The 16,480-nt window shown below is 72.6% G+C and carries 12 protein-coding genes; 4 read left to right on the top strand and 8 right to left on the bottom strand.

The genetic code is table 11. The features are described from left to right. The first annotated feature begins 14 nt into the window (after nt 1-14). Nucleotides 15-1,775, top strand: coding sequence for a hypothetical protein (locus tag ABD691_RS16580; protein WP_344680630.1), 1,761 nt, complete (start codon nt 15-17; stop codon nt 1,773-1,775). On the opposite strand, the gene ABD691_RS16585 is transcribed toward ABD691_RS16580, so the two are convergent. From ABD691_RS16585 to ABD691_RS16615, 7 genes are all read right to left on the bottom strand, one after another. Beyond that, complete coding sequence (locus tag ABD691_RS16585) at nt 1,723-3,774, bottom strand: tetratricopeptide repeat protein (protein ID WP_344680631.1); 2,052 nt, start codon at nt 3,772-3,774, stop codon at nt 1,723-1,725. The two genes, ABD691_RS16580 and ABD691_RS16585, sit on opposite strands and share 53 nt — an antisense overlap. A 68-nt stretch (nt 3,775-3,842) precedes the next feature. Then, nucleotides 3,843-4,781, bottom strand: a complete 939-nt coding sequence (locus tag ABD691_RS16590; RefSeq protein WP_344680632.1) for a glucosyl-3-phosphoglycerate synthase — start codon at nt 4,779-4,781, stop codon at nt 3,843-3,845. A gap of 56 nt (nt 4,782-4,837) precedes the next feature. Continuing rightward, entirely contained in the window at nt 4,838-5,380 is a 543-nt protein-coding gene (locus ABD691_RS16595; protein ID WP_344680633.1) for an AAA family ATPase, read from the bottom strand. Between the two features lie 66 nt (nt 5,381-5,446). Next, nucleotides 5,447-5,842 carry a tautomerase family protein gene (locus tag ABD691_RS16600; protein ID WP_344680634.1) on the bottom strand — a complete coding sequence of 132 codons (396 nt, stop codon included), beginning with the start codon at nt 5,840-5,842 and terminating at the stop codon, nt 5,447-5,449. An 86-nt stretch (nt 5,843-5,928) separates the two neighbouring features. Then, nucleotides 5,929-6,492 carry a TetR/AcrR family transcriptional regulator gene (locus ABD691_RS16605; protein ID WP_344680636.1) on the bottom strand — a complete coding sequence of 188 codons (564 nt, stop codon included), beginning with the start codon at nt 6,490-6,492 and terminating at the stop codon, nt 5,929-5,931. Between the two features lie 94 nt (nt 6,493-6,586). Further along, a complete protein-coding gene (locus ABD691_RS16610; RefSeq protein WP_344680638.1) occupies nt 6,587-7,162 on the bottom strand; it encodes a hypothetical protein in 576 nt (191 codons plus the stop codon). A 193-nt stretch (nt 7,163-7,355) separates the two neighbouring features. Beyond that, on the bottom strand, nt 7,356-9,683 hold the full coding sequence (locus ABD691_RS16615) for an Hsp70 family protein (RefSeq protein ID WP_344680639.1): 2,328 nt from the start codon (nt 9,681-9,683) through the stop codon (nt 7,356-7,358). A 187-nt stretch (nt 9,684-9,870) separates the two neighbouring features. Between ABD691_RS16615 and ABD691_RS16620 the strand changes: the two genes are divergently transcribed. The 3 genes from ABD691_RS16620 to ABD691_RS16630 all read left to right on the top strand — a co-directional run bounded on the left by ABD691_RS16620 (nt 9,871) and on the right by ABD691_RS16630 (nt 14,282). Then, nucleotides 9,871-10,455: a histidine kinase gene (locus tag ABD691_RS16620; RefSeq protein WP_344680641.1), complete on the top strand. Its 585-nt coding sequence runs from the start codon at nt 9,871-9,873 to the stop codon at nt 10,453-10,455. Further along, entirely contained in the window at nt 10,446-11,111 is a 666-nt protein-coding gene (locus tag ABD691_RS16625; RefSeq protein WP_344680643.1) for a LuxR C-terminal-related transcriptional regulator, read from the top strand. Before ABD691_RS16620 ends, ABD691_RS16625 begins: the two co-directional genes overlap by 10 nt. Before the next feature lie 441 nt (nt 11,112-11,552). After that, nucleotides 11,553-14,282 carry a GTPase gene (locus tag ABD691_RS16630; protein WP_344680645.1) on the top strand — a complete coding sequence of 910 codons (2,730 nt, stop codon included), beginning with the start codon at nt 11,553-11,555 and terminating at the stop codon, nt 14,280-14,282. Here the strand turns inward: ABD691_RS16630 and ABD691_RS16635 are convergent. Beyond that, the gene (locus tag ABD691_RS16635; protein ID WP_344680647.1) at nt 14,269-16,479 is read right to left on the bottom strand and encodes a sensor histidine kinase; all 2,211 of its coding nucleotides are present in this window, start codon (nt 16,477-16,479) and stop codon (nt 14,269-14,271) included. The genes ABD691_RS16630 and ABD691_RS16635 overlap by 14 nt on opposite strands. Between the last annotated feature and the right edge of the window lies 1 nt (nt 16,480).

Consider the following 16,480-nt stretch of genomic DNA (forward strand, 5'->3'; position numbering starts at 1 on the left):
GTAGGATGATCACCGTGTCTGCCGAAGCCTGGGTGAAGCTGCTCGTCGACGACGAGGGCCTGCGGTGGCGCACGGTGTCCCCGCAGCGGCGGGTCCTGGTGGTCGTGCACAACGTCACCGCGGCCACCCGGCTGCTCGACATCCTTCCACTGTGGAGCGAGGACGTCCGGGTGCAGACGGTGTTCACCTGCATCGGATCCAGCGCCTTCACCAACGGCACCGACGAGTTCCTCGCCGCGCGGGGCATCACGCCGATCCCGTGGGACGAGGCGGCGCGGAGACCTTTCGACCTCGCGGTCTCGGCCAGTCACGGCGGTCCGCTGCACGAGGTCGGCGCTCCGTTGATCATCGTGCCGCACGGAATGGGATACAATAAATTCCTCGAAACCGGAAACCGGAAACCGGAAACCGGAAACCGGAAACCGGAAACCGGAAACCGGAAACCGGAAACCGGAAACCGGAAACCGGAAACCGGAAACCGGAAACCGGTCTTCGGGCTTTCCCCGGACTGGCTCATGCACGGAGGCAGGCTCGTCCCCTCGGTCGCGGTCCTGTCGCACGTCGAACAGCGGGAACGGCTGCGGGTTTCCTGCCCGGAAGCGGTGGACGCGGTGCTCGTCGCCGGAGATCCCTGCCTTGACCGGATCACCGCCAGCCGGCCCCTCCGCGAGACCTACCGCCACGCGCTCGGCGCCCGGCCCGAGCACCGCGTGCTTGTGGTGTCGTCCACCTGGGGCCCGGCGTCGCTGTTCGGCCGGGACGCGTCGCTTGTCCTGCGGCTGGCCAAGGAACTCCCGATCGACGAGTACCGGATCGTGCTCGCGCTGCACCCCAACGTCTGGGACGGCCACAGCCCGTGGCAGGTCCGCCGGTGGCTGGCCGAGTGCACGCGCGCGGGCGTGGTCGTCCTGCCTCCGGAGGAAGGGTGGCGCGCCGCGCTGGTCGCCGCCGACCTGACCGTGGGCGATCACGGCAGCGTCACCTTCTACTCCGCGGCGAACGGCACGCCGGTGCTTCTGGCTTCGTGGCCGGAGAACGCCGTCGATCCCGGTTCCCCGATCGCCCAGCTGCTCGCGTCCGCACCGCGTCTGCGTCCCGGTGGCCTCGCGGGCCAGGTGGACGAGGTGATCCGCGACCACCACCCGGACCGCTACCGGACGATCACCGACCTCGCGACCTCCGAACCCGGCCGGGCGGCCCGGTTGCTGCGCGCGGAGATCTACTCCCGCATGGACCTGCCGGAACCGCCGGAACCCGCTGAACCGGCCGCTGTTCCCGTCCCGGAGGTGGAGTCGGCTTCCTCGCCGAGCCAGCTCGTCAGCGTCGGCTTCGACGGCGCGACGGCCGTCGTGGTCCGGCATCCCGCTTCGGCGTTGTCGGACCCCGCGCTGCTGCCTGCGGACTCGATCCTGGTCACCAGCACGGCAACCCCGCACCGGCGCTGGCTGGAACTCGCCGAGATCGTGATCCACGACGGCGTGCACGACGATCCGCGCCACTGGGCCGACGCCACCCTCACCGAGCTTCCGGGCTGCCTGCTGGCCGCGGTCCGTTCAGCAGGCGGCTGGGCGGTGACCGGTCTCGGCCTGCCCGTCGTGCACTTCTCCGGCCCGGAGGACCTCGGTCCGGTCTACGCCGCGACCCTGCACGCCTGGCTGCGCACCGGGTTGCCCATTGAGGACATTCCGGACGAGGTGTCGTTGCGGCTGGGACGACGCGAGGTCACTGCCCGGATCGCGGGAGCTTCGCCCGCATCCGCTCCCCCAGCTCGTTGAACCCCCGCGAGCGGCAGATCGCGATTCCTCCGGTGAAGCACTGGCCCGCCTGCTCGGGCGCGCCGGTCGCGAGCGCGAGATCGCCCAGCGCATCGAGGGCGATCGCGACGTCGACGTGGCGGTCCAGCTCGCGCATCCCTTCCAGCGCCAGCTGGAGATCCGTTGCCGCGGCGTCGAAATCGCCGCGCTCGGTCAGCCGCTTCCCGCGCCAGGTGCGGGCCTTGAGCTCGTTGGCCCGGTCGGAGTCGACCGGTGCGAACGCCCGCATCGCCGCGGTCTCCAGCTCGACAGCTTCGTCCACCGGCGCCACCGAACCCAGGTGCATCCGCGCCAGCGCCAGCCTTCGCGCCTTCCCGAAGCTTTCGGCCATCGCGAGGTTTTCCCGCAGCAGCGACAAGGCGTCGGCGTGGCGTCCGTCCTCCCGCAGGGCCAAGCCGAGCGACTCCACCGCCGTCGCGGCGAGTTCGGACCCGGGGGCGGCGATTTCCCGCGCCCGCCGGAACACCTCGACCGCCTTGTCCCACTCCCCCCGGTGCCGGAAGGCGAATCCCCGCTGCACGAGCGCGAGCCCTTCGACCTGGAGCAGCCCGCGGGACCGAGCGACCTCCGCCGCCCACTCGTTGACCTCGTCCATGTCCCCGATGTGCTTGCGCGGTTCGTGCAGGGACCAGAGCGCGACCGCGAGCTGGCAGATTTCCTCCCTGCCCTCGGAGTGGAACCGCTCGGCCAGCGCGCGAAGCGTCCCGCGCTCGGCGTCGAGCCAGTTCTCCGCTTCCTCGCGCGGCATGGGCGCGATGCGCAGGTCCGGCCAGAACTCCTCCAGCCAGCCGCGCCCCGGCATCACGGCGTGCCCGGCCGCGATGGCGTGGTGCAGGTAGAAGTCCTCGAACCCCTCCCGGAACCGCTCCCCGCCACCGAGTCCGCGCGCGTGCGCGCGGACCTGCCGGAAGGCCAGGTAGCGGTCCCCGGACTTCCTGATCAGCCTGGCCGACAGCAACCTTCCGAGCGCGTCCTCGACGTCGTCCTCGTCTTCCCCGAGCACCGCGACCAGCGCGTCCGGACCGACATCGCCGGGCCCGGGGTGCTGCCCGAACGCGAGGTAGCACTGCCGTGCTTCGTCGTCGAGCCGGTCGACCGCGGTGTTGAGCCCGGCCCGCACCTTCGGTTCCAGCTCGGACAGCGTCCTGAGCTGCCGGGCCTCGTCGGAGAGCTTCCGCACCAGCCGCGCGACCGGCCACTGCCGGTACTCGGCGAGCAGCGCGCCGACGACGCTGAGCACCAGCGTGTGCCCCTCGCAGAGCCCGACCAGTTCCCCGGTCCGCTCCGGCTCCCGGTCGAGACGATCGTCCTTCGGGCCGAGGATCCGGCCCAGCAGCAGGCGGGCGGACTCCTCCGACATCGGGTCGAGCTCCACGAACTCGGCGTCCACGGCCGCCCGCAGCCCGCTCAGCCTGCCCGCCTCGGTCACCAGCACCACGGACGGGCCCCGGCCCGGCTGGAGCGCTCGCACCTGCGCGGGGGTGAGCGCGTCGTCGATCACCACGGCCACCCGCTTGCCCTCGCTCCACGAGCGGAACCAGCCGGACAGGGCGTGCGGATGTTCGGGCAGCTCCTCCGGGCGGTAACCGACGGCGACCAGGAACTGGCGCAGTGCGGCGGTTTCGGCTCCCGCGCCGTCGCCCGCGAGCGAGACGTAGAACTGGCCGTCCGGGTAGTCCTCGCCGTGCTCGGCGAGCCACTGGTAGACGGTGTCGCTCTTGCCGCCGCCGGGCGGGCCCTGCAGGACGACGAAGGCCGGTCCGGCGCTTCTCGCCCGGACCGCGTCGGTGATCTCCTGGAGTTGCCGCTCGTTGTTGGTGTAGTGGTGCGACGGCGGCGGAACGTGGAACGGGACCGGCACGCTGCGCGCAGGCTCGTGCACGTGGACGTCGCCGTGGATCGCCCCGGCCTGCACGACGAACCGCGCTGTGCCGTCGAACCGATTGCCCGGCTCCGCCATCCGCTGTCCCCCTAACCGAAAACGGCCCAGCACAGCCTAACGCTTCGTGAGCGCGGCGAGCCAGGGCGTCACCTCGAAGCCTCCACAATGGACTCGCGCAGCGGCGGGCGGTCGGCCAGCAGCACGTCGGTGACGTCGGGGAACCAGCCGGCCGCGAGCTGCCGGAACTGGCAGTAGCGGTCGCTGTCCGGGGACCGGCCGCCGCACCGGCTCAGCGCCGCGGCGAGGACCTGGCGGGACATGACGCCCAGTTCCAGCAGGTCGCGGTGCCGGTGCCTGCGGACGCCCAGGTTCACCTGGCCGATCGCGGGGAGCCCGGCGGTGGAGTGGGCGTCGAGCAGGAGGCCGATCTCGACGCCGTAGCCGGGCGCGAACGGCACCGATTCGAGGAAGTCGCGGCGGGCCGCGTACTCCCCGCCCAGCGGCTGCACGATCCCGGACAGCTGCGGACGCAGCGCGGCCAGCAGCGGGCGGGCGAGGATCTCGGTGACCCGGCCGCCGCCCTGCCCCGAGTCACCATCGGCCGGGCGCTCGTAGAAGCCCTTGACCAGCACCAGGTCCTGTTCCAGCAGCGGACCGAGCAGGGCGGGGACGAATCCGGCGTCGAACTCCCGGAGGTCGGCGTCCAGGAAGACCAGCAGGTCGCCCGAGGTGGCCGCCAGCGACCGCCACAGCACCTCGCCCTTGCCCGGCCGGGGCGGGTGGTCGGCCAGCACTTCGTGGCGCCGCACGACCCTCGCGCCCGCCTGCCTGGCGACCCGGACGGTGTCGTCGTCGGAACCGGAGTCCATCACGACGACCTCGTCCACCAGCGGACCGGACTCCGGCGCGGTGAAGGGCAGGACGGCCGAGACCACACCGGCGACCGCGCGCTGCTCGTTCAGCGCGGGCAGCACGACGCTGACGCGGCGCCCGCGCTTGAGCCCGGCCAGCTCCGCCGGATCCCAGGCGGGCGTCTGCCAGGTGCGTTCGGCGAACCAGCGCGCGACCTCGGCCAGCACGATCATCCTTTCTCCAGGGGATCAGCTGACCATCTTCGCGCATCCCGGATCGACACCGCGGGCTACGACAACAAGTCCACGACGAACTCGGCGCGCTCCCGCACCGACACGCGTGGAAGCTCCACAAGCTCGTAGCCGCACTCGGTGTACGCGTCGACCATCGCTTCGTAGGTGCGTTCGGCCACTTCCGGGGACTGCTTGCGCTCCTCGTCCCGCACGTAGATCTCCGGCCAGGGCGGGGCGACGAAGACCTGGGTCCGGTAGCGGAACTCGCGCGCCGCGCGGTGCACGTGCTCCGGCACGGGCAGGCCCTCGACGCGGAGGTAGCCGATGACGTCGGGAACTCCCCGGTCGAACAGCACCGTCGAGGTGGCCGCTTCGGCGAGCCGGTAGGAGCGCAGCTCCCAGCTGAGCATCAGCTCGGCGAACAGCTGCCGGTCGTGCCAGGGCAGCGCCGCCCCGCCGATCGCCGCCTGATCCCGGATGATGCCCCGGCCCGCCTCCTCGGAGCGGGCGAACCCCATCGACTCCAGCTGGTCGATCAGCGTGCTCTTGCCCGAGCCGGGTCCGCCGGTCAGGACCGCGAAGCGTTCGTTCTCCGGCAACGCCGTCTCACCTGCCTTCCCGGATCACGTGCTCGCCGGTCACCGGATCGACGGGCTCGATGACGTTCACGCGCGGCCTGCCAGCAGCCGCTGGGCTTCGCCCTCGCCGAACGACCAGTCGGCGAAGCCGTTCTCGGTGACGTTGATCAGCACGTTGCGCGGCTCCACCCCGGTCCGCTCCTGGACCAGCTCGGTGATTCGCTTGTACAGCGCGGTTTTCTGATCGTCGGTGCGACCGCGCCCCATGGTGATGCTGACGAACACGATGTCGTCGTCGCGCCGCACGCCCAGGTACTGCGGGTCGTAGCGCAACCGTCCGCTCTCGTGCGCGTTGAGGAGCTGGAAGAGGTCGTCGCCGGGGATGCCGATGGTTTCGACCAGCGCCTCGTGGACGGCGTCGCCCAGTGCGGGCAGCCGGTCGGCGTTGCGCTCGGACAGGACGTCGATCCGGACGAACGGCATGGGTCACTTCCTTCGGTCGGAGATCTCGTGCTGCGTCACGGGGTGCTCGCGGTTACAGGGTGCTGGCGGTTACGGGGTGCTGGCGGTCACCGGGCGCTCGCGGCGAGCAGCCGGAGCGCGCCGTCGACGGCCCGGCCGAACGGCTCGGCCGAGCCGGCCGCGCGGGCGATCACGTAACCGCCCTGCAGCACCGCCACGATCGCCGCGGCGGTGTCCTCGGGATCCAGGTCGGCGGCCAGCTCGCCCTCGGCCTGACCTTCGGACACGACCTCGGCGAGCCTGCGCCGAAGCCAGTCGAAGGTCTCGTCCAGCGGCTGCCGCAGCCGTGCGCTCTCGACGACGCCGGGGTCCTGCGCCAGCCGGCCGATCCGGCAGCCGCGCAGCACGTCGCGTTCGCGGTGCAGGTAGGCCGAGATCCGCTCGATCGCGGTGCCCGGCCCGTCCAGGTGGCCCGAGATCTCGGCGCGCAGCTGCTCGGCGGTCTTGTTCATCGCGGCCAGCGCGAGGTCGGACTTCCCGCCGAAGTGGTGGTACATGCTGCCCTGGCCCGCCCCGGACCGCTGCTGGATCGCCTTCGGGCTGGTGCCGGCGTAGCCGCGCTCCCACAGCAGGTCCTGGGTGCTCTCGATCAACCGCTCCCTGGTGGACACGCCAAGATCGTACATACCAGTAGGTACAGAAACAAGGACGAAGAAGAGGCGGTCCCCGCAGCGCGAGCACCGCCTCTTCTTCGAGAACTCCGGGTCAGCTGCCGAGGAGGTCCCGGACCGCTCCCCCGACCGCGGGCAGCAGGCCGGGCCGAGTCGGCTCCGGCTCCTCCGAGGACGGCGGCGGCTCGCTCGGCGGCTCCGATTCGCTCGGCGGCGCGGTCTCGGTGGGCGGGGCGGTCTCGCTCGGCGGGTTCGATCCGGTCGGCGGGGCGGTCTCGGTGGGCGGCACCGGCTCGCTCGGCCTGGTCGACTCGGCGGGCTGCGTCGTCTCGCTCGGCCGCGAGGTCGTCGCCGGGACCTCCGGCTTCGCCGACGAGGTCCGCTTCGCGGCTTCGGACGTCCTGGTCGGCGTTGGACGGGAGGTCGTCGACGGAACCTCGGACGGGCTCACGACCGGCAGCTGCGGCCCGGCACCGGGGGTCTGCCGCGGCGGCGACGGAACCAGGGCCTCGGCCTGGAACGGCACACCCGGCTCGGGGTAGGACGCGGCGGAGTACTCCGGTTCGGACTGGCTGAGCCCCGGACCGGCCGCACCGACGGCCAGCACGCTGGCGAACGCGACCACGGCGTAGCCGATGATCCGCGGGGGCGTCACCCTGTGCGGAGTCACGGGCCGGTCCCGGCCCCGCTCGCGCAGGCGGAATCGCGCCAACGACGACAAGCGCACCTCAGTCACCACCAGTTGTTCCGGCCGGATCTGTCTGCCGGGGGCACTCTCTCACCCGAACGGGCGACAAGAGCAACTTCGCGGCAGGAGATGAGACCCAACTCACTCCGACCAAGATCATCGCAGGTGGGGAAGGTCATCGGGCGGTCGTGAGCACCGAGACCGAGTTCGAGTTGACGTTGGTGACGTAGGCGCGGCGACCGTCCGGGGTCACTGCCACCGACACCGGCGCGGACCCGACGGGCACGGTCCCGACGACGCGGTTGCTCCCGACGTCGACCACCGAGACGTCGTTCGATCCTTCGTTGACCACGTAGGCGTGCTTGCCGTCCGGCGCGAAGGCCACGCTCGAGGGCTTCGGCCCGACCGGTGTGCTGCCGACCAGCGTGTTGGTCGTGGTGTCGATCTGCGAGACCTGGCCCGCGTCGTAGCTGGCGACCACCACCCGCCTGCCGTCCGGCGACATCGCGACGCTGTGCGGGCTCGTCGGCACCGGAACCGTGTCCTGCACCGCCCGGGTCGCCGTGTCGATCGCCGTGACCAGGCTGGACTCGTGGTTGGCCACGTAGGCGGTGCGCCCGTCCGGGGTGAAGGCGATCGAGTGCGGGTTGCGCGGCACGGTGATGGTCGCGACCACCCGGTTCGTGTCGGTCGCCAGGATCGAGATCTCCGCCGAGTCGTGGTCGGGCACCCAGACCTCGCGGCCGTCGGAGGTCGCGACCAGCGTGTAGGGGTGCTTGCCGACCGGGACCTCGGCCACCACGGTCATCGTCGCGATGTCGATCACCGACACCACGTTCTCCGGCCCGGTCGGCGGGTAGGCGCTGACGTAGGCGTGGCGGCCGTCCGGGGTGATCGTGACGAACTGCGGCGGGATCTTCATGAACAGCGAGGTCAGCACCGCGCCCGACGCGGTGTCGATCACCGACACCTTGCTGGCGTTGCGGCTGGTGACGAACGCGTACCGGCCGTCGGCGGTGGTCGCTATGCCGCGCGGCGCGGCCACGCCCACCGAGTTCTCGACGGTGGGGTTCGGGACGCTCGCGGCCACGTTGCGCGCCTGCACGTCCGGCGCGGGGACGACGGGTGCGGGAACCACCGGAGCCTGCGCCCGGGGCGGCTCGTGCACGTGCTCCTCGGACTGGTTGTAGCCACCGCTGCCGCCCAGCCCCAACGCGAGCAGCACGACCAGGACACCGGCCACCGCACCGCCGAGCAGCACCATGTCGCGCCGCCGGGGAGTACGCGGGGGTGGCGGCTCTTCCTCTTCCTCCGCCCCGCGCTCCTCTGGCGGTTCCGGAGGCGGAGGTGGCGGTCCGGCCTGTCCGTTCCCGCCGCGGTCACCGTTGCCCGTCGCCGCCGTGAGCACTCGCGCGTCCGTCAACGCCGCGCCGCTGCCCGAGCTCTGGACCGCGGCCAGCGCGGCAGCACCCAGCGCCACCGCGTACTTCGGGTGCGCGTCGACGGCGGTCGGGCGCCCGAGGCTCGCCGAGACCATCTCGGCGACCAGCGGGATCCGCGAGGAGCCGCCGACCAGCAGCACCGTCGCCAGGTCCGCGGGCTCGACCTGCGCCGACCGCAGGGCGCGGCGCAGCGCCTCGATGGTCGACCCGATCGGTGCCCGGATCATGTCCTCGAACTGCGCGCGGGTCAGCTTCACCGAGCAGTGCCGGTTCGGCAGGAACACCGGGATCGTGGTCTCGGTGTCGACCGAGAGCGCTTCCTTGGCCTCGATGCAGTCCTGCCGCAGCCTGCGCAGCGCGGTGGCCGCCTGCGGATCCTGGGGGTCGAGCTCGCTGATGGCTCCGGCCAGCTCGTGGTCGACGTGGGTGAGGACGGCCTCGTCGAAGTCGACCCCGCCGAGCCGTTCGATGCCCTCGGGGTTGCCGAGGATCGCGATCCCGTCCGGGAGCTTGCGCACCACGGTCGCGTCGAAGGTGCCGCCCCCGAGGTCGTAGACGGCGACCACCTCGCCGTCGGCGAGCTGCCGCTTGGCCGCGTAGTAGGCCGCGGCGGCCTCGGGTTCGGTGACCGTGCGTGCCGCGTCGAGCCCGCCGAGCCGGGGAACCTCGTCGAACAGCTCCCGCCGGTACGGGCCCCAGTTCGCCGGATGGGTCAGCACGACGTGACCGGGCGGCTCGCCCTCGGTCTCGGTGACCTTGTCCAGCGCGTCGCGCAGCAGATAGCCCAGCAGCGCCACCGCGGAGTACGGGGTGCCGCCCAGCATCAGCGGCGTGGGGTCGCCCAGCCTGCGCTTGAACTCGCGGCCGATCCGGTAGGGGTCGCTGACCGCTCTCCTGGCCGCCGCGTCCCCGGTGACGACCAGTCCGTCGTCGCGGGCGAACACCACCGCCGGGGCGACCACCGTCCTGTCACCGAGCGTCAGCATCTCGACCCGGTCGGTGCGGTCCACGGCTACAGCGGTGAAGGTCGTACCGAGATCCACCCCGAGGCTGTACCTCATCGTGTCCCCCGTTGGGATGAGCACGGATCTCTTCGGCCCACCTAACGTAACTCCGAACGGCGCCAACCCCATAGGGCAAATGGCCCGGCTCTGGGGACAGCCCTACCCCCTGGTTGGGGTCCGCCCCCTTCCCCCGTGCGCCCCGGCGGTGGAGGCTGAGCGCGGGACCGGAGAAGGGTCGATCGCGATGACCGAGCGGTTCGAGAACAGCACCGAACCGGGTGCCGTTGCCGAGTTCGGCGACAACGGCTGGGCGCACCGTCGGCGGCTGGAACGACAGCTGCACGACGGACCCGCACTGCGCCTGGCCGCGTTGTCGCTGCGGCTGGGCGTGTGCCGTCATCGCACCGAGCACGAGCAGGCGGTGCACGAGTGCCTCATCGGCGCTCAGGACGAACTGCACGCCGTGCTCCAGGAACTGCGCGACGTGGCCAGCCAGATCTACCCTCCGGTGCTGGCCTCGGCGGGGCTCGGCGTCGCCCTGCAGGCGCTGGCCGAGCGCGTCGGACTGCCGGTGACGGTACGCGCGCCGCGCCGCCGCTTCCCCGCCGCCGTGGAGGCAGCGGCCTACTTCGAGGTGGCCGAGCACCTGCCCGCGCTGGTCGACGGGGCTTCCGCGCTGGCCATCACGGTCGACGACAGCGAGCGGTCGCTGCTGCTGACCATGGCCGCCGAGCGCGACGGCGCTGGGCAAGATGGCGCTGGGCAGAACGCCACTGGGCAGTCCGGCACTGGGCAAGACGAGATCACGGTGAGGATCCCATGCGAGTAGCCATCGCCGAGGACGGCGCCCTGTTCCGGGAGGGGCTGGTGATGCTGCTCGGGGCGACCGGCCACGAGGTCGTGGCCTGCGTGGGCGGGGGCGACGAGCTGATCGCGGAGCTCGACCACGAACCCGCCGACGTGGCGGTGCTCGACATCCGGATGCCGCCGGAGCCCGAGGGCGGGCTGGTGACCGCCGAGCGTCTGCGCGCCACGCACCCGGGCCTGGGGCTGCTGCTGCTCTCGCACTACGCCGAAACGCACTACCTGATGCGGGTGCTCGACATCGGGACCGAGCGGATCGGCTACCGGCTCAAGGAGAAGATCGCCAGCGTCGACGTGCTGGGCGACACCCTGGAGCGGATCAACGCGGGCGAGATCGTCATCGAGCCGGTGCTGGCCAAGCGCCTGGTGGAGCGCCCGCGCGGGCGGGAGGAGAAGGCGCTGGCCGAGCTGAGCGAACGGGAGGAGGAGGTGCTCAAGCTGATGGCCGAGGGCCGCTCCAACCCCGGCATCGCGGGCCAGCTCTACATCAGCCCCAAGGCGGTCGAGAAGCACGTGGCCAGCATCCTGTCCAAGCTCGGCATCCCTCCGGACGACACCGGCCACCACCGCCGGGTGCTCGCGGTCCTGACCTACCTGCGCGCCCGCTGGATCGAGAGCTAGCCGAAGCGGTCCTGCCGCTTCGGAGCCCCATGCAAGCTAACGGGACTGTCCTCGCCAAAGGACGCCTGAGAACCCGCAAGGCAGAGCCGGCGCCCGACGCACAGATCCACTGCCGAAGCGGTCCTGCCGCTTCGGAGCCCCATGCAAGTGGACGGGACTGTCCTCGCCAAAGGACGCCTGAGAACCCGCAAGGCAGAGCCGGCGCCCGACGCAGAGATCCACTGTGGACCACCCACGTCGGACCACCCGATGAGGTCGGTTTTCCCTTGCGGGGCGGACACAGAACGGAAACCTGAGGGAAATCAGGCCGTTACGGGGCATTGGTCCCTATTCGGCCGCCGGGGCGCGTCCTAGCGTGGCTGGGTCGGTGGGAGAGCGCGGGCCTGGTCTCCCCGGGCCAACGTGGCTTTCCCCTGTGCCGGAAATGGTGATGCCGGTCTGATGTCGATCCCCCGGCTGCTGTCGGCGACCTACGTGGCGGTGGCCTTCGGTTCGGTGATGGGCGCGGGCGTGCTGCTGGGGTTGTCCGGGCAGGCGGTGATCGCACTTGCGTTCGTCGCTGCCGCGCTGTGTACCGCCGGGTTCGGCCCGGTGCAGCGCCTCGCCGCCAGGATGGCGCGGTCAAGGGCCGCGCCACCCGAAGGGCTCCCGGCGGTCGCGGGCGAGGTGTCCGCGGTCGGTTCGCTGGAGCAGGCCCTGCCGACGCTGGCGCGCATGCTCGCCGAGGGCACCGGGGCCGCGCACGCCTCGCTGTGGCTGACCGCGGGCGAACGCCTGGTCAGCGCGGCGTCGTGGCCGTCGCGCTGGGCCGGGTCGACCCACGCCGTGGCCGATCTCGACGCCCTCCGGGCGCTGCCGGGCGTCGACCACGCCGTGCCCGTCATCGACGCGCACCTGCGGCGCGGTGCGCTGGCCATCGGCAAACCCGGCCCGGTCACCGAGCGCGACCTGCGGTTCATGCACAACATCGCCGGAGGCGCTGGGCTGCTGCTGCGCAGCGTCGCGCTGAACACCGAACTGCGAGCGCGGGTCCAGCAGGCCGAGGAGCTCGGCACCGAGCTGAGCGAGTCCAAGCAGCGGCTGGTGCACGCCCGTGACGTCGAGCGCAGGCGGCTGGTCACCGAGATCACCGCGGTCACCGCGGGCAGCCTTGCCGAGATCCGCACCGAGCTCGACCAGCTCAAGCAGCTGGTCGACACCGATCCCACCGCCGCCCAGCCGGTGCTGGCCCGGCTGCGGCCCCGGCTGGACGAGGTCATCGAGCGGTTCCGCGCCGTGGTGCGCGGCGTCTACCCCGGCGTGCTGCGCGACGAGGGCCCCAGGGCCGCGCTGGAGGAGCTGGCCAGCGACCTGCCCCGGCCGGTCCTGCTCACCGGCCACTTCGGCGACCGGGTCGACTGGGAGACCGAGTCCGGCATCTACTTCGCCGCCGCGGCGGCGATGCGGCTGTTCGGCCGGGAGCCCTCGACCGTCCCGCTGAAGGTCCACATCGGACACGAGCGCGGCAGGCTGACCGCCAGGATCGAGGAGACCGGCCCGCTGGCCGCCGATCCGAACACCGCGCTCGCCGACGACGAGGACCGGCTGGCCGCCCTCGGCGGCGGCCTGCGCTGCCGCGCGACCACCGCGGGCGTCACGGTCACGGCGTGGCTGCCGGACCGGCTCGAACCGACAGTGCCGGAGCCCTCGGAGACGCCCGCCGAGACCGTCGCCGAGGAACCGGTGGAGCCGCGTCCCGAACTCGCCCCGACCGGCATCGGCGCCCGGGTCCGCACGCTGCTCGACGCCGCGATGGCGCATTTCGGCACCGCACCGGCCGGGGCGGTGCTGTCGGATCTGGCGCGCCGCCTGGACGAACCGCCGCGGGTGGCCGTCGCCGGACGCACCGGCGCGGGCAAGTCCACCCTCGTCAACGCGCTCGCCGGACAGGAGCTGGCGGATCCGGGCAGCACCCTGGCCACCACCTGGTACCGCGGCGCCGACCGGCCGTCGGTCACCCTGCACCCGCGCGACGGCGAGCCGCGCGGCCTGACCACCACCGCCGGCCTCGGCGGCCTGCAGCCCGAGCAGGTCGACCACGTCGTGGTCGGCTCGCGCTCCCCCGCGCTGCACGGGCTCAGCCTGATCGACCTGCCGCCGGTCGACTCGGTGGACACCGCCGTGGCCGAACGGGTCCTCAAGCAGCTGATCTCCACCCACCTCAGCATCGCCGACATCGTCGTCTACCTCGCCCGCGAGTTCGACGCCGCCGACGCCGACCTGCTGGCGCAGATCGACCGCAGGTCGGCCGCGGTCGCCGTGCTCTGCCACGCCGACGAGCTCGGCGGCTGCGGCCGGGACGCGCTGCAACGGGCGCGGCAGGCGGCCGAGCAGCACTTCCGCGACCCCCGGTTCCGGCGCTCGTGCCAGGAGGTCCTGCCGGTGGCGGCGCTGCTGGGCGCTTCCGGCGCGACCCTGCGGGAACCGGAGTTCCACGCCTTCGAACGCCTCGGCGCGCTGCCCCGCGAGCAGACCGACGACCTCCTGGGGTCGGCCGAGCGGTTCACCGGCCGCGTCCCGCTGCCCGACCTCGGGTCCGCGCAGCGGGCGGGCTTGCTCGGGCGGTTCGGGCTCTTCGGGGTCCGGCTGGCCACCGATCTGGTCCGGGACGGGGTCGGCTCCCGCGCGGTGCTGTCGGCGGAACTGGTGCGCGCCAGCGGGCTGCCACCGCTGCGCGATCTGCTGTCCGGTCCGCTGGCCGACCGGACCGAGGTGGTCAAGGCCCGGTCCGCGCTGCGCGAGGTCGACGTCCTGCTGCGCTCGGCCGCTGCGGGCGATCCGCAGCTGGGCGCGCTGGCCTACGAACTGGACCGGATCCGCAGCGGGGCGCACGAGTTCGTCGAGCTCGACGTGCTGGACGGGCTGCGCAGGCGACCGCCTCAGCTGTCCCCTGAGGACATCTCGGCCGCGCGCCGACTGCTCGGCGCGGCGGGCACCGACCCGCGCCTGCGGCTCGGGCTGGACGCCGGCGCCGGTGCGGGGGACGTCGAGCAGACCGCCGCGCGCCAGCTCGCCCGCTGGCAGATGCGGGCCGAGAACCCGGCCTCCAGCAGGGAGGTCCGCGAGCTCAGCCTCACCGTCGTGCGCACCTGCGAGGGCCTGATGCGACGAACGGGCGTCACAACGGGATGAAGCCCTCGACGGTCGTGCCCTCCCCAGGGGCGGACCGCACCGCCACGCTGCCGCCGACCGCGTTGGCCCGGTCGGCGAGGTTGTGCAGTCCGCGCCCGGCACCCCGGGCCCGTTCCAGGTCGAAGCCGGGGCCGTCGTCGCTGACCGCGAAGGCCAGCCCGCGGTACTCGCAGCGCAGGGCGATCCGGACGGTGGCCTGCGGCGCGTGCTTGAAGCTGTTGTTGATCGCTTCCAGGCAGGTGAAGTAGACGGCGGTCTCCACCGGCAGCGGGAACCGCCTGCCCGGCACGGCCTCGTCGATGTCGAGCACGACGTTGCCCGCGTCGCCCAGCTCCGCCGACAGCGCGGGCAGCAGCCCCTGCTCGGCCAGCAGCACCGGGAAGACGCCCGCGGCGGTGTTGGCCAGCACCCGGCGGGTTCCGTCGACCTGCGCGACGACCTGCTCCAGCCGGTCGCGGGCGGTGGCCTGCCTGCCGCGGGAGAGTTCGTGCTCGACCAGCCCGACGGTCATCCGCAGCGCCACGAGGTGGTGCTGGGCGCCGTCGTGCAGGTCCCGCTCCAGCGTCCGCCGCTCGTGGTCCATGTCCGCGGTCGCCCGCCGCCGGGACTCGGCGATCTCCTCGGCGTGGTCCAGCGCGGTGCGCAGCTGGTGCTCCAGCTCGATGCCGAGCCTGCTGTTGTAGAGCACCGGGCCCAGGACTCCCACCAGGTCGTCGGCCAGCCGGGCGCGTTCGCCGGGCACGCTGGCGACGCTGGTCCGGTCGACGGTCACCGCCCCGACCTCCTCGCCGCCGTAGTGCACCGGGAGCGTCACGTGCTCGGGCAGTTCGGCCAGGTCCGCAGGCCACTGGTAGCAGCGGTCGCCGAGGTCGGACAGGTGCACGGTCAGCCGGCAGTAGCTCGCGCCCAGGCCGTGGGCGACGACCTCGGCCAGCTCGCCCAGGTCGGGGTGGTCGGTGGCGCCGGAGACCTCGGCCACCTGGGACAGCACCGCGTTGGGCGCCGGGCGGCTGCCGTAGATCAGCCGGTCGACCAGCCGTTCGGCGCGCTCCCGGATCGCCTGGAACGCCACCGCGAGCACGACGAGCGTCACCGCGAACGAGGTCAGGCCCGCCACCAGCGACCCGAACACCGCCTCCAGCCCGGCGGTCAGCGCGATCCAGCCGCAGGCGATCAGCACCAGCAGCAGCACGGAGGCCAGCGCGCGGCTGAACAGCCGCTCGACGTCCCACGGCCGGGCGCGGCTGGTGGCGATGATCAGCGCGAAGGGCACCGCGGCGAAGATGAGCCGGACCGGCCAGAACACCACCGCGGCAGGCTCGCCGGAGTCGCGGCCCACCCCGTGCGCGGTGGGGTCGAACATCGTCAGCACCTGCGCGCCGAGCAACCACAGCCACGCGCTGAGCAGTCCGAGCATGACGACCACGCTCACCGCGACCGTCAGCGCGGAGAACAGGAGCCGGGACTGGCGCCGGTCCTCCGGCGTCTCCCCGTGGCGGGCGCGGTGCCGCTGGACCACCAGTCCGACGACCGGCACGAGCACCCCGAAGAACACGACGAAGCTGACCGTGTGCGGGTACTCGGTGGTGGACCCCGCCAGCAGGGCGAGCACCCCGACGACGCTGACCGCGACCGCCAGCTTGGCCAGCCACGGCGTCCGGCCGCCCAGATCCCACCGGCCGGTCGGGAACAGCACCAGTGCCAGGACGTAGGCCACCCCGCCCACACCGTGCAGCAGCAACAGGTGCCACCAGCTGATGCCGACGTCGAACGCGCCCTGCACGACGCGGATCGCCATGTGCGCCTGGAGGTTGAACGCACCCGCCGCCCCGACCAGCGCGAGCGCCAGCAGCCGGATCGACCAGTTCTGCCGCGCCGACAGCAGCAGCGCCAGCGCCACGGCCAGGCTCAGCGCGCTCAGCCCGTAGTCCAGCACCGCCTGGCCGAGCGGCTCGCTGTGCTTCGCGGCCACCAGGAACCCGTAGGACCACGACTCCAGCCACGGGTTGTCGGCGTCGGAGGCGGCGTCGAGCGCCTGCTGGAACCCCGGCCAGTACCGGGCCAGCGTCGCGACCGCCCCGATCATCAGCCACCCGACGGACAGCGCCGCATAGCCGACCAGGCCGGCGTAGTAGACGCCGAAGATCGGCCGGTCGGTTCGCCGCACCGCCTCGGCGGTGCTCCGCTCGTGGTTCATC

It is taken from the genome of Saccharopolyspora taberi (assembly GCF_039534165.1).
In the GTDB taxonomy this organism is placed as follows: Bacteria; Actinomycetota; Actinomycetes; order Mycobacteriales; family Pseudonocardiaceae; genus Saccharopolyspora_D; species Saccharopolyspora_D taberi.